The following is a 23444-nucleotide window of genomic DNA, read 5'->3' as shown; positions in this document are numbered from 1 at the left end:
GTAGTGAAAACGATTATCAGTGGCGAACTTTTCCACGGACCCCGGCCCCCCTCGACGGGGACGATGGTGATGGCGGGCCCGCATTCGCGTGGGTGGAAGTGGGAATGTCCGTCCGGGGGCGCGATCCGCCGTGTCCCCGGGTGCGGGACGGATCACGTTCCGTGTTCGCCGAATCCGATGACAACGATTTTCATTTCACCTATAGTGCCGCTCAGGACACCCCCCTTCCCGAAAGGAACCGAGTGGACCGTTCGCTCATCGCCACCCTGCCGCCCCCGCTTCCGGCCCAACAGATCATCGACCTCAACCGCCCCCGTGTCGATCTCGCCACCCACCGCCGCTACGCATGGAACGGCTGGGTCCTGGACGTCCCGCCCGGTGTCTTCCTACCCGGTGCGACCAGCCGCATGATCCACCAGCGCATCCTCGACGACGTCATCGACGTGCGCGGCCGACACTACGCCGCCATGGGCTGCGGACTGGGCGTGGAGGCCGCCGTCGCCGCCCTGCGCGGCGCCCGCACCGTCCACGCCCTGGACGTCCACCCCGCCAGCGTCGCGGCCACCGAGGCCGTCCACCGGACCATCGTCGGCGAGGGCGCGTCCGAGACCGTCCTCACCGCGAAGGTCTCGGACATGTTCTCCGCCGTGCCCGACGGCACCCGGTTCGACGTCATCACCTTCAACCCGCCCGCCGTCAGCCAACGGGTGAGCGCCGATCCCGACATCGTGCGCAACGTGTGCGAGGGCGCTCCCATCACCGACCTCTTCTTCACCCAGATCGCCGAACGCGGCCTGCTCGCCCCCGGCGGAGAGGCGCACCTCATCGCCTCCAACACCGCCGACCTGCGCACCATCATCGGTCGCGCCGTCGACCTCGGCTTCGACGCCGAGGTCGCCCACCTCCACGACTGGGAGGACGGCGTGCTCACCTACCTGTTCCGCCTGACCCGAGAGGACGCCGCGTGAAGGGCCTGAACGCACTGTTCGAGGCGGCCCAGGCCTCCCCGACCCCGCTGCCCGTGGCCACCAGCGTGTTCTGGGCCCACCACGGCACCCGCCTGGCCGGCGGCGACGTCACCTACCTCAACCGCTACGTGCTGGTGCGGGTCGGCCCCGCCTTCGGCGCCTGCGCGTTCGAAGAGGGCGAACTCGACCCGTCGGTGTGCGCCGAGGCCTCCGGGCTGCCCCTGGGAGAGCTGCTCGCCGAGGACCGGCCGCTGCCGCTGCGGCTGGCGGCCCTGGACGCGCTCCTGGCCGCGGAACTCCCTCACCACCGCGACCCGCGCGCCGAGGCCGTGTCCCTGCCCGAGGGCACGCCCGAACGGCGCGCCGTCGCCCGCGACGCCGCCATCGCCGGCCTGCTGCCCGACCCGCGCGGACGCCGGGTGGGGCTGATCGGTGTGGTCAACCCGCTGGTCGCCGCCATCCGCGAACGCGGCGGCGAGTGCCTGCCCTGCGACCTCAACCTGCGCCGCACCCAGTGGGGCGACGAGGTGGGCTCCTCCATGGAGGAGGTGCTGGACGAGGCCGACGCCATCGTCGCCACCGGCATGACCCTGGGCAACGGCACCTTCGACACGATCCTGGAGCGGTGCCGCGAACGCGACATCCCGCTGGTGGTCTACGCCCAGAGCGGCGCGGCCGTCGCCCGCGCCCTCCTGGGGGAGGGGGTGACCGCCCTGTCGGCCGAACCCTTCCCGTTCTCCCAGTTCAGCGCGGTCCCCACCGCCCTGTACCGGTACCGGTCCGACGGGGTGGGGGCCGGTTCGTGATCACCGGCACCGGACGCGCCGCCTGTCACCACGGCGAGATCGTCCAAGGCGTGTTCCTGGACCGGCGGGGCCGTCCCCGCCGGGGCCTGGTCACCCTGCCCATGGCCGCCCCCGTCACGGAGGCGGTGTTCACCCCCCTTCCCGGCACCCCGGCCCACCGGGTGGACGTCCACCCGGTGGGCCGGGCCAAGGCGGCCCGGGCCGCCGCGCTGGCCGTCGCCGAATGCGCCACCCGTCGGGCGGCGGTCTGCGGGGGGACGCTGCGGCTGCGCGGCGGTGTCCCCACCGGGCTCGGCCTGGGCTCCTCCACCAGCGACGTCACCGCCGCCATCCGCGCCGTGTGCGCCGGTTTCGGAGTGGACCCCTCGCCCGCGACCGTCGCCCGGATCGCCGTGGCCGCCGAGGGGGCCAGCGACCCCATCATGTGGGAGGGCGGGCGTGCGCTGCTGTTCGCCCAGCGCGAGGGGCGCGTCCTGGAGGACCTGGGGGCGCCGCTGCCGCCCATGGTCGTGGTGGGCTGCCTCACCGGCGGCGGGGCCCCGGTGAACACACTGGCGCTCCGGATCCGCGTGGACCGGCGCGAGGCCGCGGTCCACGAACGCCTGCGCGCCGCCCTGCGCGTCGCGCTCGCCGTCGGGGACGCCGCGGAGGTGGGGCGGATCGGTACCGAGAGCGCGATCCTCAACCAACGGGTTCTGCCCAAGCCCGAACTGGGGACGATCAAGGACGTCGCCCGCCTGTGCGGGGCGGTCGGCGTCCAGGTCGCGCACAGCGGCAACGTCGCCGGTGTGCTCTTCGACGCCCGCGTCGACGATCTGGGGGCCCGGATCGACAGCGCCCTGGAACGGTTGCGCGGGGAAGGGCTCACCCCCACCCGGGTCTTTTCCACCCCCCATCCGACCCATGGAGAGACGACGTGGACGACCACGTGTGCGAGACCCTTGGCAGACCGGACCTGATCGACCTCGGCGGCGGGTTGGCCTGCCTGCGGTTCGAGTCCATGAAGGTGGCCTCCGCCGTCGCGGCGGTGCGCCACCTGCTCGACACCGGGACCGTGCGTCCCGGCGACACCCTGATGGACAGCTCCAGCGGCATCTACGCCTACGGGTTGGCGCTGGCCTGCCACCGGTACGGACTGCGCTGCCACATCGTGGGATCCACCACCATCGACCGGACCACCCGGGTGCAATTGGAGATCCTGGGTGCCACGTTGGAGCAGGTGCCGCCCTCCGACGATCTGCGGTTCGACCAGAGCCGCCGGGTCGCCCGGGTGCGCGAGCTGCTCACCGAACACCCCGACTACCACTGGATGCGCCAGTACCACGACTCGGTGCACTACCTGGGGTACCGGGCGGTCGCGGACCAGATCGCCAAGGAATGCGACCCGACCCCGCTGACCGTGGTCGGCGGGGTCGGGTCGGGGGCCTCCACGGGGGCGCTCGCGACGTTCCTGCGCGAGCGGGCGCCGGACACCGCGCTGGTGGGGGTGCAGCCGTTCGGCAGCGTCACCTTCGGCGGGGAGGCGGTGCGCGACAAGGAGATCATCATCGCCGGGATCGGCAGCTCCATCCCGTTCGGCAACGTGGACCACACCCTGTACGACGTCGTCCACTGGGTCGGGTTCGACGCGGCCCTGGCCGGGAGCGTGGAACTGCTGCGTCGGCACGCGGTCTTCGCCGGGCTGTCCGGCGGGGCCGCCCACCTGGTGGCCCGGTGGGAGGCGCGGCGGGCACCGGAACGGCGGGTGGTGTTCGTGGCGGCCGACACCGGACACCGGTACGTGGAGTCGGTGTTCGCCCGGCACGAGGAGGCCCCGGACATGGGCGCGTTGGCGCCGACGGCGATCGGCGACCCCGACGACCTGGTGCCCCCGTGGTCGCGCATGGAGTGGGGGCGGGCCCCCGCCCCGGCCCGAGCCGTCCACGTCGAGGACTGACCCGGGGAGCGGACCGGGCGGCACGGGACCCGCGCCCCATCGAGTGCGGGTCCCGTTCGTCGGTGGGGGGATGGCGACGCCGCGTGAGGTGGCGTTAAGGTCGACCCCGTGCCACGGACCCCGTCACCGCCCCGCTCGGCGCGCGCCGCCGTGTTCGCCGGCGTGTGCACCGGGGTCTCGGCGTGCGGCCACGCGCTGAGCTCCGGCCACGTGATCCCACCGGTCGCGCTGGCGGCGGGGTTCCTGCTGCTGTTCGCCGCGTCCCGGACATGGGCCCGGTCCGAACGCCGGCTGGGCCCGTTGACCGGGTGGATGCTGTGGGGGCAGGGCGCCCTGCACCTGTTGTTCACCCTCACCACCCGGGGGTCGGGACACGCCACGACGCACGGCGGCACCGCCGACCTCGGTGACGGCGGGCTGAGCGCGTCGATGATCGCGGCGCACATCGCCGCCGGATGCGCGAGCGCCTGGTGGCTGCGCCAGGGCGAACGCGGGTTCTTCGACCTGCTCGGGTTCGTCGGCGTCCTGCTGGCCGGGGTTCTGGTGGTGGTGCGGCCCCTGCCGGCGCCCGCCCTCCCCACGGGCGGGACGCGCTTCGCGGCCGTCGACGAACGTCCTCCCCGGCCCTTCCTGCTGCGCCACGTCCACGTGCGGCGCGGCCCTCCGCGTTCCCTCTGATCCCACGCCCCTCCGATGGCCGTGCGCCCGTGCGCCCGGCCTCGAACCGGTGACCCCCGCACCGGATCCTCGACGTGCTCGCGGCCTCGCCGCGCGGAATCAGAAGGAACACCACCGTGTCCAAGGACGACACCTCCACACCCGTGCCCGCACCCCCGCCCGCCGTTCCCGCGCCTGACCCCGCCCCGACGGGGTCCGACGACGACGGCGCCCGCCGCGGCGCGTGGGCCTCGACCCGGCCGTTGCTGTTGCGCCTGCACTTCTACGCCGGGGTGCTCGTCGCCCCGTTCATCGCCGTGGCCGCCCTGACCGGCCTCGTCTACGTGTGGACCCCGCAACTGGAACAGGTCGTGTACGCCGACCTCCTCACCGTCGAAGCCGGAGCGGGGACGGTGCCGCTGGCCGACCAGGTGACGGCCGCCGCCGAGACCCGGCCCGACGCCACCGTGCTCGCCGTGCGCCCCGCCGCCGACCCCGGCGACGCCACACGGGTGCTGGCCGACGCCGACGGCCTGCCCGAGAGCCACCGGCTGGCGGTCTTCGTCGACCCGCACACCGGCGAGGTGCTGGGCGAGACCACCAGCTACGGGAGCAGCGGTTCCCTGCCGGTGCGGTCCTGGGTCGCCACGTTCCACCGGAACCTGCACCTGGGGGAGACCGGCCGGATCTACAGCGAACTGGCCGCCACCTGGATCTGGGTCATCGCCCTGGGCGGGACCGCCCTGTGGATCGGGCGGCGCCGTCGCGCGGTACGGCGGGTCCTGCTCCCTGACACCTCGGCCACCGGCCGGGCCCGCACCCTGTCCTGGCACGGCGCCGTCGGCGTGTGGGCTCTGGTCGGCGTACTGGTGCTGGCGGCGACCGGGCTGACCTGGTCCCGTTTCGCGGGGGAGAACATCGGGGAACTGCGGCAGGCCTGGGGCTGGAGCACCCCGTCCCTGTCGGCGCCCGCACCCTCCGACCACGGGGGTCACACCGGTCACGGGGAGCACTCGGGGCACGGTGATCACGGCGCGTCGGCGGTGGACGTGGACGCGGCGCTGGCCTCCGCCCGGGACGCCGGGCTGTCCGGGTCGGTGGAGGTGACCCTTCCGGTGGAAGAGGGCGCCGCGTACACGGTGCGCGAGACCGGTGACCGGTGGCCCACCCGCAAGGACGCGGTGGCGGTGGACTCCGTCACCGGCGAGGTGGTGGAGGAGCTGCGGTTCGCCGATCACCCGCTCCCGGCCAAGCTGACCACGTGGGGGATCGCCTTCCACATGGGGCTGCTCTTCGGGGTCGCCAACCAGGTGCTGCTGACCGTGGTCGCCCTGGGGGTGCTCGCCCTGGTGGCGTGGGGCTACCGGATGTGGTGGCTGCGCAGGCCCACCCGGGCCGGGGCGTGGACGGTGGGCCGCCCCGTCGCCCGGGGCGCCTGGTCGGCGCTGCCGTGGTGGGGCAAGGCCCTGGTGGTCGCCATCGCGGTCGCCGTCGGTCTGCTGCTCCCGGTCTTCGCGGTGTCGCTGGCGGCGTTCGTCCTGGTGGACCTGCTGCTCGCCGCCCGAGCCCGCCGCGGGACCGCCGCGACCTGAGGCACCCGCCCGGTGCCACGGGCGAGGGATCCGGAACGGTCGTGCGCCCCCGCCGTCGACGACGGCGGGGGCGCGTGGTCCCTCCGTCGTCGACGGTGGGACCGCCGGGAAGGGACGGGGTCAGACGGGCTCGGAGGCGCGCTCCGGTTCCGGGGGCGGGGCGGTGGGCGTGACGCCGTCCCGGAAGAACGCCGGGTTCCGCACCCGCATGACGCCCATCAGCACCGCGCCCAGCGCGAGGATGCCGCAGGCCATGACGAACACCAGGCCCACCCCGCCCACGGAGCTGCCGCTGCCGTAGGCCGGGTCCATGCTGTCGTACACCGACACCCCGAACACGCCCAGCAGCATCAGGCCGCCGAGGACGGGGAAGAGCAGCCGGAACACGAGGTCGCGGGCGCCGCGCCGCGAGCGGCGGAAGAACCACGCGCAGGCGAACGCGGTGATCCCGTAGTAGAAGCAGATCAGGATGCCCAGCGAGGCCACCATGTCGTAGAGCACCCGCTCGCTCAGGTACATCGTCACCGTGTAGAAGGCGGCGGTGGTCGCCCCCGCGACGACCACCGCCCGGGAGGGCACGTGGTAGCGCGGGTGGGTGTCGGCCAGGGAACGGGGGAACGCCCCGTGGGAGCCCATCGACAACATGGTGCGCGCCGCCGGCAGGAGCGTGGTCTGGAGGCTGGCGACGCTGGAGGCCACCACCGCCAGGAACAGCAGCATGCCGCCCGGACCGCCCAGGACCGGTCCGGCCAGGGCCGCGAACACGTTGTCCGCGGTGTCGGGGTTGCTCAGGCCCAGCCCGGTCTCGCCGACCCCGGCGTACATCATCGCGGCGACGGTGACCAGCAGGTAGGTGAGCAGGATCGCGGCCACGCACAGCAGGCCGGCCCGGCCCGGGGTGCGTTCGGGGTCGCGGCTCTCCTCGTTGAGGGTCAGGCAGGTGTCCCAGCCCCAGAACGCGAAGATCGATCCGGTGACACCGGCGACGAACGCCACCGTGGTGAGCCCGGTGAACGGGTTGAACCAGTCGGGGTCGAAGGGGACCGCGTCGGCGGCGCGGCCGGTGGAGATCTGGACGAACGCGGCCACGACGAACAGGGCGAGCACGGTGAGCTGGAAGATCACCAGCACCGCCTGGAGCCGCTGGGTGACGGTGACGCCCCGGTATCCGACGGCGGTGGCCAGGGCGATGAGCGCGACGGTGGAGAGGACGTTGACGAACCTGTCGGCGGCCAGGGCCGTGATGGCCGGGTCCCCGAACAGTCGTCCCAGGAAGAGGTAGCCGAACTCCACGGCCACCGACGCCAGACTGGAGAGCACGATGATGGTGGCCGCCACCATGCCCCAGCCGCACATCCAGCCGACGTAGGGGCCGAAGGCGCGGGCCGACCAGGTGAACGACGCCCCGCAGTCGGGCACGGCGTTGTTGAGTTCCCGGTAGGCGTAGGCGGTGAGGAACATCGGTACGCATCCGGCGATGAAGATGGCGGGCATCTTCAGGCCGACGGAGGCCGCGATGAGGCCGATGGTGGCGGTGAGCGTGTAGGCGGGCGCCACGGTCGAGACGCCGATCAGGGCACCGGAAAGAACGCCCACACGGTCGCGGGCCAGCCCTTTGGCGCCGACGCCCGAGCCGGAGTGGTGGGGGTGATGTGTCTCACGCATGGTGCCCAATTGAAGATGCTGATACCGTTGCGAGTCAAGGTTTAAGCAACTGAAATCTGATGGGACTTTGCCTAAATCTGTCGAGATCGTTGTACTCTTACATTAAGACAACGGATTCAGTTGTCTGGTGAGGAGGTTCCGTCAGGTTGGGGATCGGTGCTCGCGCACCCTCCCCGGGCGGGGCCGGACGGCACCTTCGCATCCTGAGCACACCCGCGCGCCGACACCTCCCCCGGGCCGCTGGAACGCGAACGCCCCCGCCGGGCAACGGCGGGGGCGTCACCACGAACGGGACGTCACTCCAGGACGACCAGCAGGTCACCGCCGTCCACGCGCTGGACGCGGTCGACCGCCACCCGCGACACCGTGCCCGCGACGGGTGCGGTGATCGCCGCCTCCATCTTCATCGCCTCGATCGTGGCGACCGTGGCACCGGCCTCGACCGACTCCCCGGCCCCCACCACCAGCGTCACCACACCGGCGAACGGCGCCGCCACGTGCCCGGGCGCGTTCTTGTCGGCCTTCTCGGCCTCGCGCACCGTCGACGCCGACGACCGGTCCTGGATCTGCAACGGCCGCAACTGGTCGTTGAGCCGGGCCAGCACGGTGCGCACACCGCGCTCGTCGGGCTCGCCCACCGCCTCCAGTTCGATGAGCAGCCGCACACCCGGGTCCAGGTCCACGGTGCACTCCCTGCCGGCGCGCAGCCCGTAGAAGAAGTCGGCGCTGGAGACCACGCTGGTGTCCCCGTAGGCCGACCGGTGCTTCTGGAACTCCTCCGTGGGCGCGGGGAACAGCAGACGGTTCAACGTGGTCCGCCGCTCCTTGGCCAACCCCTCGCGCTGCTCCTCGGTCAGCTCCACCACCGGCCGTGCGGCCGGACGCCCCCGCAGGGCGCGGGTGCGGAACGGCTCGGGCCACCCGCCCGGCGGGACCCCCAGCTCACCGTGCAGGAAGCCCACCACCGAGTCCGGGATGTCGAACCGGTCGGGGTCGGCCTCGAAGTCGGCCGGGGAGACCCCCGCGCCGACCAGGTGCAACGCCAGGTCGCCCACGACCTTGGAGGACGGGGTCACCTTCACCAGCCGGCCCAGCATCCGGTCCGCGGCGGCGTACATCGCCTCGATGTCCTCGAAGTGGTCGCCCAACCCGAGCGCGATCGCCTGGGTGCGCAGGTTGGACAGCTGACCACCGGGGATCTCGTGCCGGTACACCCGCCCCGTGGGCGAGGACAGACCCGCCTCGAACGGGGCGTAGACGCGCCGCACCGCCTCCCAGTACGGCTCCAGGTCGTTGGCGGCCCCCAGGTCCAGGCCGGTGGTGCGCTCGGTGTGGTCGAAGGCGGCGATGATCGCCGACAGCGACGGCTGGGAGGTGGTCCCGGCCATGGACGCCACCGCGCCGTCCACGGCGTCGGCCCCGGCCCCGACCGCCGCCAGGTAGGTGGCCAACTGGCCACCGGCGGTGTCGTGGGTGTGGATGTGCACCGGCAGGTCGAACTCGCGGCGCAGCGCCGACACCAGGGTGGCGGCGGCCGGGGCGCGCAGCAGACCGGCCATGTCCTTGACGGCGATGACGTGCGCGCCGGCGTCCACGATCTTCTGGGCCAGGCGCATGTAGTAGTCGAGGGTGTAGAGCTCCTCGGCCGGGTCGGACAGGTCGCCGGTGTAGCACAGGGCGACCTCGGCGATGGAGGTGCCGGTGGCGCGTACCGCCTCGATGGCCGGGCGCATCTGCTCGACGTCGTTGAGCGCGTCGAAGATCCGGAAGATGTCGATCCCCGTCGCGGCGGCCTCCTCCACGAACGCCGAGGTGACCTCCGTGGGATAGGGCGTGTAGCCGACGGTGTTGCGACCGCGCAGCAGCATCTGGAGGCAGATGTTGGGGACCGCCTCGCGCAGGGCGGCCAGTCGCTCCCACGGGTCCTCGGCCAGGAACCTCAGCGCCACGTCGTAGGTGGCCCCGCCCCAGGCCTCCAGGGACAGCAGACCGGGCAGGGTGCGCGCGACCGTGGGCGCGACGGCCAACAGGTCCTTGGTGCGCACCCGGGTGGCCAACAGCGACTGGTGGGCGTCACGGAAGGTGGTGTCGGTGACCCCCAGGTTCGGGGACTCGCGCAGCCACCGCGCGAACCCCTCCGGGCCCAGGTCGGCCAGCCGCTGACGCGATCCCGGCGGGGGCGACCCGGCCGGGAGCTCGGGCAGCTTGACGGCCGGTTCGATCAGGTGGGGGCGTTCGCCGTGCGGCTTGTTGACGGTGACGTCGGCCAGGTAGGTGAGCAGGCGGGTGCCCCGGTCGGCGGAGGGGCGCGCCGTCAACAGGTGGGGGCGCTGCTCGATGAACGAGGTCGTGACCCGACCCGCCTGGAAGTCGGGGTCCTCCAGCACCGCCTGGAGGAACGGGATGTTGGTGGCGACGCTGCGGATGCGGAACTCCGCCACCGCGCGACGGGCCCGGTTGACGGCGGTGGTCAGGTCCCGACCCCGGCAGGTCAGCTTGACCAGCAACGAGTCGAAGTGGGGGCTGATCTCGGTGCCGGCCGCCGCCGTGCCGCCGTCCAGGCGGATGCCCGAACCGCCAGGGGACCGGTAGGCGCTGATGATGCCGGTGTCGGGGCGGAACCCGTTGGCGGGATCCTCGGTGGTGATGCGGCATTGCAGGGCGGCGCCGTGCACGGTGACGGTCTCCTGGGAGATGCCCAGGTCGGCGAGGGTCTCACCGGAGGCGATGCGCATCTGGGACTGGACCAGGTCGATGTCGGTGACCTCTTCGGTCACGGTGTGCTCGACCTGGATGCGCGGGTTCATCTCGATGAACACGTGGGAGCCGTCGGCGCCCACCAGGAACTCCACGGTCCCGGCGTTGCGGTAGCCGATGAGGCGGGCGAAGCGGACCGCGTCGTCGCAGATCCGCGCGCGCAGCTCCGGGTCCAGGTTGGGCGCGGGGGCCAGCTCGATGACCTTCTGGTGGCGGCGCTGCAACGAACAGTCGCGTTCGTACAGGTGCACCACGTTCCCCTCGCCGTCGGCGAGGATCTGCACCTCGATGTGGCGGGGGTCGATGACCGCCTTCTCCAGGAAGACGGTGGGGTCGCCGAACGCCGACTCGGCCTCGCGCATGGCGGCGGCCAGCGCCTCGGGCAGCCGGTCCGGCTGGTCGACGCGGCGCATGCCGCGGCCACCGCCCCCGGCGACGGCCTTGACGAACAGGGGGAAGCCGATGTCGTCCGCGGACGCGAGAAGGGCGTCGACGTCGGAGGAGGGCGCGGAGGAGGACAGCACCGGCACGCCCGCCTCGCGTGCGGCGGCCACGGCGGTGGCCTTGTTGCCGGTCAGTTCCAGGACGTCGGCGGGCGGGCCGACGAACGTGATCCCGGCCCGCTCACAGGCGCGGGCCAGTTCGGGGTTCTCCGACAGGAACCCGTAGCCGGGGTAGACGGCGTCGGCGCCGGACTCCCGGGCGGCCCGGACGATCTCGTCGACGGACAGGTAGGCGCGGACGGGATGTCCGGGTTCACCGATCTGATAGGCCTCGTCCGCCTTGAGACGGTGCAGCGAGTTGCGGTCCTCGTGCGGGAAGACCGCGATGGTGCGGGCGCCCAGTTCGTAGGCGGCGCGCAGGGCCCGGATGGCGATCTCGCCACGGTTGGCCACGAGCACGGTGCGGAACATGGTGTCCTTCTGGTCGGTGGGAACGGCGGAGGTCGCGCCGAGGGGCCCGGCGCCGTCCCCGTTGACGGCGCGCCCCCTTCGCGCGTGTACGCCCCGCACGTCGGTACGGGCACCATAACCAGCGCCGGCCCCCGGGTCGGGGACCGGCCCCGGTGTTGCCGGGAACGGGTGTGCGCCACGCGTTCCCCGTGCCCTCCCCGTCCGGGAGGTCGGACGGACCCGGCCCGGTCCTCGGACCCCGCGCCGCCGACCGGATCGGTTCAGGCGCGTCCGGCCTCGTACACCCGCAGGTGCAGATCGGCCAGGGCGAACAGGGGCGTGGGGACGCCGAGGGATCGGCCGCGCGCCACCAGGTCGCCCACGATGTGGTCGGCCTCCACCGGATTGCCCCGGGTGAGGTCCCAGTACAGGGAGGTGGTGGTGCTCGCGGTGGTGTCACCGACCATGGCGTCGGCGCGCTCGCGCGTCTCGGGGCGCAGCGGGTGACCCGAGGCCGCGGCGACGGCGGCGGCCTCCTCGAACACCGCCCGGGTGAACTCCCGGCCGCCCTCGGCGGAGTTGACGCGGCCGATGGGAGCGCGCATCAGGCAGTTGCACGCGCCCATGGTCGCCAGGAACACCCACTTGTCCCACAGCTCCCGCGTCGCGTCCTCGACGGCGGTCGCCGAGAAGGTCCCGGTGTCCAGGGCGGCGTGCACGTCGGCCGGGGGGATGACGGGGGTCTCGGTGAGGGGGCCGTAGACGAGCCGGGCCATCGTGCCGACCTCGACGATCTCGCCGTCCTCGCCCAGCCGGGTCATCACCATGGCGACGCCGCCGTAGACGCGGTCGGCGCCGAACCGGTCGGTGAGGGCGTCGATGTGCCGCATGCCGTTGAGGAAGGGCAGGACGACGGTGTTCGGGCCCACGGCCGGGGTGATGTCCTTGACGGCGGAGTCGAACCCGTAGGACTTCACGGCCAGGACGACCAGGTCGTAACCGGGGGACAGGGCGTCGGCGGTGACGGCGGTGACGGGGACCGTCTCGACGGCGCCGTCCACGTCGCGCACCCGCAGGCCGTTCCGGCGCAGCAGTTCGGCGCGGGCGGGCCGGACGAGGAAGTCGACCTCCCGCCCGGCCTGGACCAGGCGGGCCCCGAAGTACCCGCCGACCGCTCCGGCCCCCACCACAAGGATTCTCATGTCGCCCCCACCCGGCCCGTACGTCGATCGTCGAACAACGTAGGGCCACGGGGCGGCGGGTGGCAAGACCCATCGGGTGGTCGGACCTTTGGGGAGGGGTGCGTGGCGAAGGGTGCGCCGCGCCTCGACAAAATCTCCGGCAAGGCGCGCGCCGACATGATCGACGGTGCGTGTTCCTTAGGCCGGATGACCGGATCATGCTCTCCTTGGGGGGAGTTTCGTGCGATCCGACGACGAGGAGGAGTGGATGGGATTCCCAGCGGCGCTCGACCACCTGGTGTACGCGGTCCCCGACCTGGCCGAGGGCACGACCGGGTTCGAGGAGTTGACGGGGGTGCGCCCGGTCCCGGGCGGGCGGCACCCGGTGGGCAGCGCCAACACCCTGGTGGCGCTCACCCGTGACGGGGCGCGGGCGCCGCGCTACCTGGAGGTCATCGGGCCCGACCCGGAGCGCGCCGACCCCGGACCGGTCCGGGTGTTCGGGCTGTCGTCGCTGGACCGGCCGCACCTGGCCACCTTCGCCGTGGGCGTGACGGACCTGCCGGGGGCGGTGAAACGGGCCCGCGCGGCGGGGCACGACCCGGGGGACGCCGAGCCGTGGTCGCGGGCCACCCCGGACGGGGGAAGACTGCGCTGGTCACTGGCGAAGAAGGAGAGCGGGCAGTACCCGGATCCGGTGCCGTTCCTCATCGACTGGGGAGCCACCCCGCAGCCGGGGCTGGGCGACCTGCCCACGCTGGAACTCGTGTCGGTGCGCGCCGAACACCCCGACCCGGAGGAGGCCGGGCGGTCCCTGTCGGCGCTGGGCGTGGAGCTGGACCTGGTCGAGGGCCCGGAACCGTTGCTGGAGGCGGTCCTGCACGGCCCGAAGGGCGAGGTCGTCCTGCGCTGAACCGCGACCCGGTGTGAACCCGCGTCCACGGGCGGTCTAGCCTGCCTTCCTGCCGGAGGAATCGGGACAGGGCAGGGGTGCCCCGAGGTAGGTACGACGGGCAGCCGCCCCTGATCGGAGGGGAGCCGGCGCGCGAGGCCGCCGATCCGGTGGTCACGGACCTGGGGGCGGTGTTCGAGCTGGAGACGGGGGAGCCTCTGCCCCTGTTGCCCGACCTCCCGGGAGAGCCCTTGGAGAGCGGCGACCGGCTGTGGGCGGTCGACACCGCCGGGGCGGTGGTCCTGCGCGATCCGGGGGAGGAGGAACCGTCGCCGGTGCTGCGCACGGACGCGACGGGGGAGGTCGTCCGGACCTTCGAGGGCGACCGGACGCTGTTGCGCCATCAGCTCATGTCGCCGCTCCCGTTGGCGGAGACCGTGGTGGCACCGGTGTCGTTCCACGACGACTTGCCCGAGGACGCTCGGGCGGTCGCCCTGCTGCCCTGGGGCGGAACGCCCGCCGGGGACGACGTGCGGTGGATCGACCTGGGGCGGTACTCCGACACGGACGGGGAGGACCACCGGGTCCTGGCCGGACCGGGCTCGGTCGTGTCCTACGTCCTGGACACCGCCCTGCCCCTGCACGGGTTGGTGCCCTGACGGCCCCGTCGCGACCACGGTGTTCACGGTCCGGGAGCCCGCCCGGTCGGCGCGTTCCCGGCCGTGTGCGGACCGGGTCGCGGGGGGAGGGTGGCCTCGCTCCCCTCCCCCCACGACCCGGGGTCAGGCGCCGGGTCCGGGAACGTGCACCAGACGCCCCGACCCGTCCGGGCTGTAACGGACGGTCCCCTCCCGTGCGGGCAGGATGAGCTCCCCCCGACGGCGGCACTCCGCCACCCGGGCCGGGCCGACCCGGGCGCCGTCGAAGGGACCGCCGACCAACTCGGCCGCCCCCGATCGTCGGTGCAGGAATCCCAGGGCGCCCGTAGCGGCCACAAGGCAGACCGCCATCACGGCGAACGGGACCGCGTCCGTCCACGTCCACAACATCAGCAGGGTGACCAGGGTCGCCAGGACCGAGCACACCGTGATGACCCGCCCCTCCATGAGCGGCGTGCGCGGTTCTTCGGGACGATCGCTCACGACTCCTCCTCACCGTCCTGCCGGGGCGCGCCGCCCATCGTGGCGTGCGGGTGGTTGAGGTCGAACGCCGGACGCTCGGACCGGATCCGCGGCAGCGACGTGAAGTTGTGCCGGGGCGGCGGGCAGGAGGTCGCCCACTCCAACGAGCAGCCGTAGCCCCACGGGTCGTCGCCCTCGACCTTGGGCGCCCTCCTCGCCGTGTGGAAGACGTTCCAGAAGAAGATGAGGATGGACACCGTCAGCACGAGGGTGAAGACGGAGGAGATCCGGTTCAGCTCGGTGAAGCCGTCACCCGGCAGGTAGTCGGCGTAGCGGCGCGGGAAGCCCGCCGCCCCCAACCAGTGGTGGACCAGGAACGTGCCGTGGAAGCCGAGGAACAGCAGCCAGAACTGCACCTTGCCGAGCGGCTCGTTGAGCATCGTGCCGGTGAACTTGGGCCACCAGAAGTAGAAGCCCGCGAACATCGCGAACACCACGGTGCCGAACACGACGTAGTGGAAGTGCGCCACCACGAAGTAGGAGTCGGTGACGTGGAAGTCGATCGGCGGGGAGGCCAGCAGCACACCGGTGAGCCCGCCGAAGAGGAACGTGGTGAGGAAACCGACCGAGTACAGCATCGGCGTCTCGAAGGTGAGCTGACCGCGCCACATCGTGCCGATCCAGTTGAAGAACTTCACACCGGTCGGCACCGCGATGAGGAAGGACATGAACGAGAAGAACGGCAGCAGGACCGCGCCCGTCGGGAACATGTGGTGGGCCCACACGGTGACGGACAGGCCCGTGATGGCGATCGTCGCGGCCACGAGGCCCTTGTAACCGAAGATCGGCTTGCGACTGAACACCGGGAGGATCTCCGTGATCACGCCGAAGAACGGCAGGGCGATGATGTACACCTCGGGGTGTCCGAAGAACCAGAACAGGTGCTGCCACAGGATGGCACCGCCGTGCTCGGCGTTGTACACCTGCGTGCCGAGCATGCGGTCGGCGCCCAGGGCGATCAGGGCCGCGGTCAGCACCGGGAACGCGATGAGCACCAGCACGCTGGTGAGCAGGGTGTTCCAGGTGAAGATCGGCATGCGGAACATCGTCATGCCGGGCGCGCGCATGCACAGCCCGGTGGTGATGAAGTTGACCGCGCCCAGGATGGTGCCCAGACCGGAGACGGCCAGGCCCAGGATCCACAGGTCGCCGCCCACACCGGGGGAGCGGACCGCGTCGGACAGCGGCGTGTAGGCGAACCAGCCGAAGCTGGCCGCGCCGCCCGGGGTCAGGAACCCGCTGATGGCGATGAGGCTGCCGAACAGGAACAGGTAGTAACTGAACAGGTTCATCCGGGGGAAGGCCACGTCGGGGGCGCCGATCTGCAACGGCATGATGACGTTGGAGAACCCGACGAACAGCGGGGTCGCGAACATCAGCAGCATGATCGTGCCGTGCATCGTGAACATCTGGTTGAACTGCTCGTTGGACATGACCTGCATGCCCGGTGAGAACAGTTCGATCCGGATCAGGCCCGCCAGGACGCCGCCGAAGAGGAAGAACGCGAACGAGGTGATCAGGTACATGTACCCGATGACCTTGTGGTCGGTCGACGTCAGCCAGCTGACGATCTTCGAGCCCTTGCCGCGGTCCTCCTCCCGGACGTCCGCCGGGCTCCGTGTCGTGGATGTCTCTGCCATCTGGTCACCACCGGAATAAATGGACATAAGTTTTACTCGGCCCATGAGTCATATATGTTGATATTTTTGCGGTTTATTTCGCGCGGGCGGTGAACACACTAGTTGCATTCCTGGGGAACGGTGAACGGCGCGCGGTGTGATCGTCGTTTTCCTTCCGTATGATCACCCGAGAAATCGGAAGTGATATGCCGTGATCCGCGGGGCCGGTATCGTCTCGACGCCGGCGGTGCGGACGCTCCTCGGCGTTCTCGTCGCCCGCACCTCGTCATCCGGTGCTGACCTGCGGTCATCACGGCGCGGGACGTGTCCGGCGATCACGCCCGGATCCGGATTTCTTCAGTGCTCCCGGTGAAAAGCGGCGGACGTCCGAGGGTCTGTGCGAAGAATTGCCCCGGATCGTGGAAAACGGTCCGGTCGGGTCTCATGGAAATCCGTTCGGGTCCTCCGCGGGGGCACCGTGCTTTTCGGCGGTCTCGCGCGGACGGTGCGCCACACCGGCCCAGTGACGGCTCCGGAGCCGTTCTTCTCCCGGCGCGAATCCGCCGAGCGCGAAAGCGTCGGAGCGTGCCGTACGCGCGGTGGAGGACGCGCGGGGCGGGTCGCCGCCGTGCGCCGGTCCCACCGCTCCGAAACCGTGCCGTCCGCGTCGCTTCGTGTCACCCGCGTTCACGGCGCCCGGCGGAGCGGACCCGGAGCGGTACGCCCGGGACGGCCCCCTCGCCACCCGGTGGGGCTCCGCCGAACGCGCGAGCGAGCAAAAGGTGGAATATGGCTTTTTGTGAATTTCGTGATGTGAGTTTTATTCGGAGTCGTCGGAGGGTCCGAAAATAAGTCATCCGCTGTTCCTGTTGCGGCGGGACATGGTTTCGGAGAAGATCGCCGCGGTGATCCTCCGTGTCATTGGCATGGGAGGGGATCATCACCGTGAAACGCTTACACAGTGAGAAAGGACGGTGGAATGAGGTCTTCGTTCACCGTGGTCGCCCTGGCTCTGGGAAGTCTGCTCCTGGGCGTCGTCCCCGCGCACGCCGCGACCGGTGAGGTCGTGGTCTTCACGACCGAGTTCGAGGACGTCGTGCGCTACGCCGACCCCGCCTCGGGCGGTTGCGTGCGACTCCCCGCCACCGCGCACGTGCTGGTCAACCTGACCGACACGGACGTGCGCATCCACGCCGGCCCCTGGTGCTCCGGCCCCGGGGTGACGGTGGAGCCCGAGCGCGGGTGGCACGCCCCGCCCAGCGGTCTGTTCAGCTTCTCGGTGGACTGACCCGGAAGGACGAAAAGGGCGAAAGCCGCCATCGGTCGATCACCCTTTATGTCATATTCTTCCTTGTCGGTTGAGGAATCGGGTTCCCGGGGTTTGGGGCATGAGGACCGGTTCCCCTCGTTGACGTCTTTTTCCGGATGGCCCAAGCTGGGTTTCCGTTCGATGGTTCCGCACACCTGAAAAGGTGCGGAACGACGGGGACGGTGAACGGAAAGGTGTCCTCCCTTCATGCTGCACACCCTCATCGTGGGCTTGGGGAGATCGGGACGAGGACTGCACGCGCCGTCGCTCGCCAAAGTGCGGGCGGCGGCCCCCGGCCTCTTCGCCGCCGGTCCGGTGATGGGACACGACCCTCGGGTGGGCGAGGTCGACGGGATCCGGAAGGTCGCCTCCCTGGAGGACGCCGCCCGCCGTCGACCGCCCCGGGACACCGTGGTCCACCTGTGCACGCCACCGCATCTGAGGGCACGGGCGTTGGAACGGCTGGCCGGCCTCGGCTACCGGAGGATCATCGTCGAGAAACCGCTGGCCCTGGACCTGATGGAACTGGCCGCGATCGCCCGGCTGCGCCGCCGCTGGGGTCTGGACCTCACCGTCGCCACCCCCTGGTCGGCCAGCACCCTGAGCGCCCGACTCCTGGCGGTCCGACGCTCCGGCGCCTTCGGCTCCCTGCGCGCGGCCACGGTGCTCCAGCACAAACCCCGGTTCACCCGCACCCTGGAGTCCCCGGGACACCCCACCGCCTTCGACATCGAGGTCCCCCACGCCCTGGCCGTGGTCGTCACCCTGGCGGGCGGGGCCGACGTCGCCGCCGCCGAACTGGACGACATGGTCCTCGACGGGACCCGCCTGCCCGGGCTGGGCGGGGCCCGCATGGACCTGGTCCACCACACCGGGGTGCTGACCCGTCTCGAATCCGACCTGACCGCCCCACTGCGCGAGAGGCGCATCGTGCTGGAGTTCGACGAGGCCGTCCTGACCGGCCACTATCCGTGCAGCGAGACCGACCACACCGCGCAACTGTCGGTGGCCCTCCCCGGGCGGGAGGCCACCCGCTCGGTCTTCCCCGACGACGCCCTCACCGCCTTCCTGCGCTCCTGTTACACCCGCTACTCGCGCCCGTGGGGCGAACGCGACCGCGGCGACCTGCCCGTTCACGTGGAGGCGGTCCGTCTGCTGGTCGAGGCCAAGAGGCTGTGCTCCCCGGACCCTTACCCCGCGTACAGCGAGCGACGGGAGGTGGCCGGTGAGGTGGACAGCGTCGTCGGAGCCTGAACCGGTCCTGGCCGGGATCGGCGACGAGGCCGCCCCCGCGTTGCCCGACCAGCTCGCCGCCGTGCGCGAACTGGGCTGGAACCGGCTGGAGCTGCGCACCCTGGACGGAACACCGATGGCCGACCTGTCCGAAACCGCCTTCGCGCGGGCGGTCGAGGAGATCCGCGCGTCCGGTGTGGAGGTCGTCGCCGTCGCCGCCAAGATCGGTGACTGGTCCCGACCCGCCACCGGCGACTTCACCGTCGACCTGGCCGAACTCGACGTGCTGGCCCGACGCTGCGCCGTCCTGGGCGTGCGCACGGTGCGGATCATGTCCTATCCCTCCGGCGGCCTGACCGAACCCGCATGGGGGCGCACGGTCCGCGCCCGGGTGGGCGAACTGGCCCGGCGGGCCGAGGACGCCGGTCTGGTCCTGGCGCACGAGAACTGCGCCGGCTGGGCGGGAGAGCGCGCCGACCGTGCCCTGGACCTGATCGCCCACGTCGACAGCCCGGCGCTGCGGATCCTGTTCGACGTCGGCAACGGGGTCGCCCACGGCTACGACGCGGCCGTGATGCTGCGTCCGCTCGTGGAGTACGTGACCCACGTCCACGTGAAGGACGCCGTCCGCACCGCCGACGGCGACACCGCCTACGTGCCGCCCGGCGAGGGCGGGGCCGGAGTGGAGGAGTGCCTGCGCGTCCTGGCCGACCACGGCTACCGGGGGGTCCTGTCCATCGAGCCCCACCTGCACCTGCGCCCCCACCTGCGGGCCGCTGGCGGCGACCCCGGCCGGGGCGACCGGGCCGCGTTCGTGGAGTACGGACGGGTCCTGGAGGAACTGGTGCGCCGGGTCCGGCACACCCGCACGGACGCCGAGGCGGTCCGATGACGCTCACCGACGAGGACCGTTCCCTCCTGCTGCGCCTGCTGGCCACCCCCACCGCAGGTCCCTTGGAGGTCGGCGAGGCCGGCCCGCCGCCCCGGTTGTGGGAGGCCCAGCGCGACTACGCCCACGCCGCCGAACGGATCGGCTTCCGGGTGGTGCGCCACGCCCCGGCCGAGCCGGCCGACCTGGCGGCGCCCGGGGTGCCCGCGACGGTGCGCGCCGCCGCCGCCGACCCCGACTTCCTGACCTGCCAGCCCAGCCTGGTCCTGCGGCTGGGCCCCGACACCGTCCCGCACGAGCGCACCGTGATGTTCAACGTGCACCTGGACACCGTCGCCGGCGGTCCGCCGGTCTCCTTCGACGGCGAGGTCTTCCACGGTCGGGGTGCCATCGACGCCAAGGGGTCGGCGGTGGCACTGCTGGCCGCAGTGCGCTCCGCCCGGGAACGCTCGACCTCCCTGGGCCGCGACAGCGCGGTGATCGTCCAGGCGGTCGCGGGGGAGGAGGGCGGCGCCATGGGCGTGCTGGGCACCCGCCCCCTGGTCGAACGCGGTCACATCGGCCGTCTCAACGTGTTCTGCGAACCCACGTCGGGGCGCTTCCTCACCCGCTGCACCGCGTCGATGACCGCCCGGGTCTCGGTACGGGGGGACGACGCCATCGACGATCGCCCCCACGCCGGACACAACGCCTCCGTCCTGCTGGGGTTCCTCGCCCAGCGGATGGGCCGCGCCCTGGACGGACACGCCCGCGACGGGGCGGTGTGCGTGGCGGGACTGCACACCGGCACCCTGCACAACCGGGTGTACGGCACCGGCGACCTGCTGCTCAACCTGTCCTACGCCGACGCCGGTTCGGGTCGGACCCTGGAGGCGGCGGTCACCGGCGCGCTCGACACCGCCCTGACCGAGTTCGCCGACTCCTTCGCCGACACCGCACTGTTCGCCCGGACCGCGACCGACGCCCGCCGCCTCACCCGCCTGGACTGGCCCAAACGGGGATTGCCGGTCCTGGACGACCGGGACCGGTGGGGCCACGACCTGCTGCGCCGGGCCGGTGTGCCCGACTGGCCCGCCGACGAGCCCGCCTTCACCTGCGACGCCATCTGGATGGCGGGGATCCCCGACACCTGCACGGTCGTGCTGGGCCCGGGGGACCTGGCCGCCGACGGCGCGCACGGCGACGACGAGCGCGCCCGCCTGTCCGACCTCGACGGGTTCGCCGACACGGTGGCCCGCCTCCTGACCTCCTTCACCGACGAGACGAACGGTCACCAGTGACAGCCCTTCCCTCCGCACCCCCTCCGCCGACGCCGGAAGCGACCCCGGTCCCGACACGGGAGACCGTCCCGGTCGACCACGACGTCCTGCTCTCCTTCCTCACGGAGGTCTTCACGGGCCGGGGGCTGCCCCCGGAGCGCGCGGCCGAGGCGGCGCGCGCCCTGTGCCACGGCGATCTGACCGGGATGGACTCCCACGGCGTCGCCAACCTGGCCCGCCTCTACCTGCCCCTACTCGACGAGGGCCGCGCCGACCCCCGCGCCGAACCCCGGATCATCGCGGACCTGGGCGCCGCCGTACTGCTCGACGCCCGCCGCTCCCTCGGACTGTGGTCCGCGTCGGAGGCGATGGGCCTGGCCGCCGAACGGGCCGAACGCCACGGGGTCGGACTGGTCTCGGTGCGCGACGCCACCCACCTGGGCTGCGCCGGGTACCACGCGCTGCGCGCGGTCGAACGCGGCATGATCGGCCTGGTCGCGAGCAACTGCGGTGGCCAGCGCATCGCCCGGCCGCCGGGCGGCGCCGTGACCGTACTGGGCACCAATCCGCTCAGCGCCGCCGCCCCCGCCGGGGCGCTGCCGCCGTTCCTGCTGGACATGAGCACCACGGCCGCGCCCACCGGGCGGATCCGGCAGGCCGCCCGGGAGGGGCGGCCGGTGCCGGAGGGGCTGCTGCGCGACGACCACGGGACCCCGGTCACCGACCCGTCCGCGTTCGACGCCGGTCGGGCGCACCTGATGTGGCTCGGCGGCGAGGTGGGCCGCTTCAAGGGGTTCGGGCTCGGGTTGCTGGTGGAGGTGTTGTCCGCCGTCGTCTCCGGTTCCGGCCGGGGCCCCCACCCGGACGCCCTGGCCGGGGACGGGCGACCCACCGGGCGCGACGACGACATCGGATTCCTGATGCTGGCCATCGCCCCCGGGGCGTTGCGCGACGGGGCGGAGGCCGACGCCGAGGAGCTGTTCGGCGTCCTGACGGACTGCCCGCCCGTCGACCCGGGGCACCCCGTGCGCTATCCCGGCTGGCACGAGCACCACCTGGCGTCGGAGCGCCGCGCCCGGGGGGTGCCGCTGACCGTCGACCTCTACGCGGAACTGGTGGAGGTGGCCGAACGGGCGGGGATCCCCGCCCCCGTGACCCTGAGGGGGGAACGATGAACCCGTTGCGCGTGGGAGTGGTCGGCCTGGGAGTGATCTCCCGATTCCATCTGGCGGCGCTGGCGGCGTCCCCGGACTGGGAGACGGTGGCGGTGTGCGACCTGGACCCGGGCCGGATCGCGGATCCTCCGCCCGGCGCGGTCGGCCACACCGATCACCGCCGGATGCTGGCGGAGGCCGACCTGGACGCGGTCGTGGTCACCGCCCCCAACGACGCGCACGCCCGGATCTGCGCGGACGCCATCGCCGCCGGGGCGGCGGTGTGCGTGGAGAAGCCGCTGGCCTTGGACTTGGCGGAGGGGGAGGCGCTGGCCGCCCTGGCCCGGGAGCGCGGGGTGCCGTTGTTCACGGCCTTCCACCGCCGGTACAACTCGGAGTTCGCGGCGTTGCGGGGGCGGATCGGCGACCGTGCGGTGACGGAGGTGACCGTGCGCTACGCGGAGCGGATCGAGGAGCACGCGGGTGACGACACCTGGTACCTGGACCCGGCGCGGTCCGGGGGCGGGTGCGTGGCCGACAACGGGCCCAACGCCTTCGACCTGGTGGAGACGCTGCTGGGCCGGAGCGAGGTCGCCGGGGCACGGGTGGGGTACGACGACGCGGGCGTGGACCGCCGGGCGGACATCGCGTTGACCGCCGGGGCGGGCCGGGCCCGGGTGGTCCTGGACTGGTCCCATCCGGGTGAGCGCAAGGACGTGGAGGTGCGCACGGCCGACGGAGGCGTGTGGACGGCCGACCTGCTGGCCGGGCGGCCCGCCTTCAAGGAGTCGCTGTGGCACGAGTACGAGGGCGTCGCGGCCGACTTCGCGCGGCGGACACGCCGAGGGCCGATCGAGGACGGGGCGGGGGTGTCGGCGCTGCGCCTGGTCGGCGACGTCTACCGCGCGGCGGTGCGTGAGGAGAGGGTGGGACGGTGAACCCGCACGAGGACGGTCCCAAACGGGACGTGACCGGGAGCCTGGTCAAGGTGCTGGTGCACCGCAGGGCCGAACGGGGGATGCGGCTGGAGCCGTTCGCGAGCCGGTGCGTGCGTGCGGGTGAGGTGCACGAACTGGTCGCCACCGACCACACCGAGACCGCCGAGGGCTCCCGGATCGACCGGGTGGGGTTCCTGGGCTTCGCCGAGATCACCGCGGCGGGGGTCGTGGACCGGGGCGACGAGGTGTGGATCGGGTCGCGTCGGGTGGGTGTGGTGCTGGGGTTCGACGCCTGCCACACGCCCAACCACTACAACGTGCTGATCCACACCGATCCGATGCCGACCGGACGCGATCTGGGACTGTCCCCGGAGGAGCCGGTGGTGTTCCGGCAGGGCGTCCCCCGGGCAGCGGAGGAAATTTTCCGGGCACCGTTGAGCGGCAATGCACAAGAATGTCCGATGTAAATTTAAAGCAGGTCTCATGATTTCCCCCCGATGGGTTTTTCCTGGGCT

Annotated in this window: 20 protein-coding genes; 15 read left to right on the top strand and 5 right to left on the bottom strand. The window is 72.3% G+C overall.

Annotated elements, in window-relative coordinates:
* The first annotated feature begins 242 nt into the window (after positions 1 to 242).
* The 6 genes from RM479_RS07985 (at position 243) to RM479_RS07960 (ending at position 5959) form a co-directional block, all read left to right on the top strand.
* Positions 243 to 968, top strand: a complete 726-nt coding sequence (locus tag RM479_RS07985; RefSeq protein WP_311511081.1) for a methyltransferase — start codon at positions 243 to 245, stop codon at positions 966 to 968.
* Positions 965 to 1774 carry a Rossmann-like domain-containing protein gene (locus tag RM479_RS07980; RefSeq protein WP_311511080.1) on the top strand — a complete coding sequence of 270 codons (810 nt, stop codon included), beginning with the start codon at positions 965 to 967 and terminating at the stop codon, positions 1772 to 1774. Before RM479_RS07985 ends, RM479_RS07980 begins: the two co-directional genes overlap by 4 nt.
* Positions 1771 to 2733 carry a GHMP family kinase ATP-binding protein gene (locus tag RM479_RS07975; protein WP_311511079.1) on the top strand — a complete coding sequence of 321 codons (963 nt, stop codon included), beginning with the start codon at positions 1771 to 1773 and terminating at the stop codon, positions 2731 to 2733. The genes RM479_RS07980 and RM479_RS07975 overlap by 4 nt, the downstream gene beginning before the upstream one ends.
* On the top strand, positions 2691 to 3710 hold the full coding sequence (locus RM479_RS07970; RefSeq protein ID WP_311511078.1) for a pyridoxal-phosphate dependent enzyme: 1020 nt from the start codon (positions 2691 to 2693) through the stop codon (positions 3708 to 3710). The genes RM479_RS07975 and RM479_RS07970 overlap by 43 nt, the downstream gene beginning before the upstream one ends.
* Positions 3711 to 3818: 108 nt before the next feature.
* Complete coding sequence (locus RM479_RS07965; RefSeq protein ID WP_311511077.1) at positions 3819 to 4388, top strand: hypothetical protein; 570 nt, start codon at positions 3819 to 3821, stop codon at positions 4386 to 4388.
* A gap of 116 nt (positions 4389 to 4504) precedes the next feature.
* The gene (locus RM479_RS07960) at positions 4505 to 5959 is read left to right on the top strand and encodes a PepSY-associated TM helix domain-containing protein (protein ID WP_311511076.1); all 1455 of its coding nucleotides are present in this window, start codon (positions 4505 to 4507) and stop codon (positions 5957 to 5959) included.
* A 120-nt stretch (positions 5960 to 6079) separates the two neighbouring features.
* Here RM479_RS07960 and RM479_RS07955 read toward each other — a convergent pair whose 3' ends face one another.
* The 3 genes from RM479_RS07955 to RM479_RS07945 form a co-directional block, all read right to left on the bottom strand.
* Positions 6080 to 7624, bottom strand: a complete 1545-nt coding sequence (locus RM479_RS07955) for an APC family permease (RefSeq protein WP_311511075.1) — start codon at positions 7622 to 7624, stop codon at positions 6080 to 6082.
* 296 nt (positions 7625 to 7920) lie between these two features.
* The gene (locus RM479_RS07950; protein WP_311511294.1) at positions 7921 to 11295 is read right to left on the bottom strand and encodes a pyruvate carboxylase; all 3375 of its coding nucleotides are present in this window, start codon (positions 11293 to 11295) and stop codon (positions 7921 to 7923) included.
* A 260-nt stretch (positions 11296 to 11555) separates the two neighbouring features.
* Entirely contained in the window at positions 11556 to 12476 is a 921-nt protein-coding gene (locus tag RM479_RS07945; protein ID WP_311511074.1) for a ketopantoate reductase family protein, read from the bottom strand.
* A 247-nt stretch (positions 12477 to 12723) separates the two neighbouring features.
* Between RM479_RS07945 and RM479_RS07940 the strand changes: the two genes are divergently transcribed.
* Together RM479_RS07940 and RM479_RS07935 are read left to right on the top strand one after the other, a co-directional pair.
* Positions 12724 to 13368, top strand: a complete 645-nt coding sequence (locus RM479_RS07940) for a VOC family protein (RefSeq protein ID WP_311511073.1) — start codon at positions 12724 to 12726, stop codon at positions 13366 to 13368.
* A 77-nt stretch (positions 13369 to 13445) separates the two neighbouring features.
* Positions 13446 to 14006, top strand: coding sequence for a hypothetical protein (locus RM479_RS07935; RefSeq protein WP_311511072.1), 561 nt, complete (start codon positions 13446 to 13448; stop codon positions 14004 to 14006).
* 123 nt (positions 14007 to 14129) lie between these two features.
* Here the strand turns inward: RM479_RS07935 and RM479_RS07930 are convergent, their stop codons facing one another.
* Together RM479_RS07930 and ctaD are read right to left on the bottom strand one after the other, a co-directional pair.
* A complete protein-coding gene (locus RM479_RS07930; RefSeq protein ID WP_311511071.1) occupies positions 14130 to 14489 on the bottom strand; it encodes a hypothetical protein in 360 nt (119 codons plus the stop codon).
* Positions 14486 to 16168: an aa3-type cytochrome oxidase subunit I gene (gene ctaD, locus RM479_RS07925; RefSeq protein WP_311511070.1), complete on the bottom strand. Its 1683-nt coding sequence runs from the start codon at positions 16166 to 16168 to the stop codon at positions 14486 to 14488. The genes RM479_RS07930 and ctaD overlap by 4 nt, the downstream gene beginning before the upstream one ends.
* A 958-nt stretch (positions 16169 to 17126) precedes the next feature.
* Between ctaD and RM479_RS07920 the strand changes: the two genes are divergently transcribed.
* The 7 genes from RM479_RS07920 (at position 17127) to RM479_RS07890 (ending at position 23396) form a co-directional block, all read left to right on the top strand.
* Entirely contained in the window at positions 17127 to 17435 is a 309-nt protein-coding gene (locus RM479_RS07920) for a hypothetical protein (protein ID WP_311511069.1), read from the top strand.
* Between the two features lie 228 nt (positions 17436 to 17663).
* On the top strand, positions 17664 to 18710 hold the full coding sequence (locus RM479_RS07915; protein WP_311511068.1) for a Gfo/Idh/MocA family oxidoreductase: 1047 nt from the start codon (positions 17664 to 17666) through the stop codon (positions 18708 to 18710).
* On the top strand, positions 18682 to 19581 hold the full coding sequence (locus RM479_RS07910; protein ID WP_311511067.1) for a sugar phosphate isomerase/epimerase family protein: 900 nt from the start codon (positions 18682 to 18684) through the stop codon (positions 19579 to 19581). The genes RM479_RS07915 and RM479_RS07910 overlap by 29 nt, the downstream gene beginning before the upstream one ends.
* A complete protein-coding gene (locus RM479_RS07905) occupies positions 19578 to 20858 on the top strand; it encodes a M20/M25/M40 family metallo-hydrolase (RefSeq protein ID WP_311511066.1) in 1281 nt (426 codons plus the stop codon). Before RM479_RS07910 ends, RM479_RS07905 begins: the two co-directional genes overlap by 4 nt.
* Complete coding sequence (locus tag RM479_RS07900; protein WP_311511065.1) at positions 20855 to 22012, top strand: Ldh family oxidoreductase; 1158 nt, start codon at positions 20855 to 20857, stop codon at positions 22010 to 22012. Before RM479_RS07905 ends, RM479_RS07900 begins: the two co-directional genes overlap by 4 nt.
* Positions 22009 to 22929 (top strand): Gfo/Idh/MocA family protein, encoded by a 921-nt coding sequence (locus tag RM479_RS07895; protein WP_311511064.1) that lies wholly within the window; start codon positions 22009 to 22011, stop codon positions 22927 to 22929. The genes RM479_RS07900 and RM479_RS07895 overlap by 4 nt, the downstream gene beginning before the upstream one ends.
* Entirely contained in the window at positions 22926 to 23396 is a 471-nt protein-coding gene (locus RM479_RS07890) for a DUF6917 domain-containing protein (RefSeq protein WP_311511063.1), read from the top strand. The genes RM479_RS07895 and RM479_RS07890 overlap by 4 nt, the downstream gene beginning before the upstream one ends.
* Positions 23397 to 23444: the final 48 nt, after the last annotated feature.

Origin of the sequence: Nocardiopsis lambiniae, assembly GCF_031845465.1 — a bacterium.
In the GTDB taxonomy this organism is placed as follows: Bacteria; Actinomycetota; Actinomycetes; order Streptosporangiales; family Streptosporangiaceae; genus Nocardiopsis; species Nocardiopsis lambiniae.
Note: the sequence above shows the minus strand (reverse complement) of the source record. Positions and strands in the feature narration are given on the sequence as shown.

Excerpts from the sequence above, each read along its gene's own strand:
- RM479_RS07915 (WP_311511068.1), top strand. The coding sequence starts at position 17,664 with ATGCTGCACACCCTCATCGTGGGCTTGGGGAGATCGGGACGAGGACTG.
- RM479_RS07955 (WP_311511075.1), bottom strand. The coding sequence starts at position 7,624 with ATGCGTGAGACACATCACCCCCACCACTCCGGCTCGGGCGTCGGCGCC.
- RM479_RS07950 (WP_311511294.1), bottom strand. The coding sequence starts at position 11,295 with ATGTTCCGCACCGTGCTCGTGGCCAACCGTGGCGAGATCGCCATCCGG.
- RM479_RS07920 (WP_311511069.1), top strand. The coding sequence starts at position 17,127 with ATGAGGTCTTCGTTCACCGTGGTCGCCCTGGCTCTGGGAAGTCTGCTC.
- RM479_RS07940 (WP_311511073.1), top strand. The coding sequence starts at position 12,724 with ATGGGATTCCCAGCGGCGCTCGACCACCTGGTGTACGCGGTCCCCGAC.
- ctaD (WP_311511070.1), bottom strand. The coding sequence starts at position 16,168 with ATGGCAGAGACATCCACGACACGGAGCCCGGCGGACGTCCGGGAGGAG.
- RM479_RS07945 (WP_311511074.1), bottom strand. The coding sequence starts at position 12,476 with ATGAGAATCCTTGTGGTGGGGGCCGGAGCGGTCGGCGGGTACTTCGGG.
- RM479_RS07905 (WP_311511066.1), top strand. The coding sequence starts at position 19,578 with ATGACGCTCACCGACGAGGACCGTTCCCTCCTGCTGCGCCTGCTGGCC.
- RM479_RS07895 (WP_311511064.1), top strand. The coding sequence starts at position 22,009 with ATGAACCCGTTGCGCGTGGGAGTGGTCGGCCTGGGAGTGATCTCCCGA.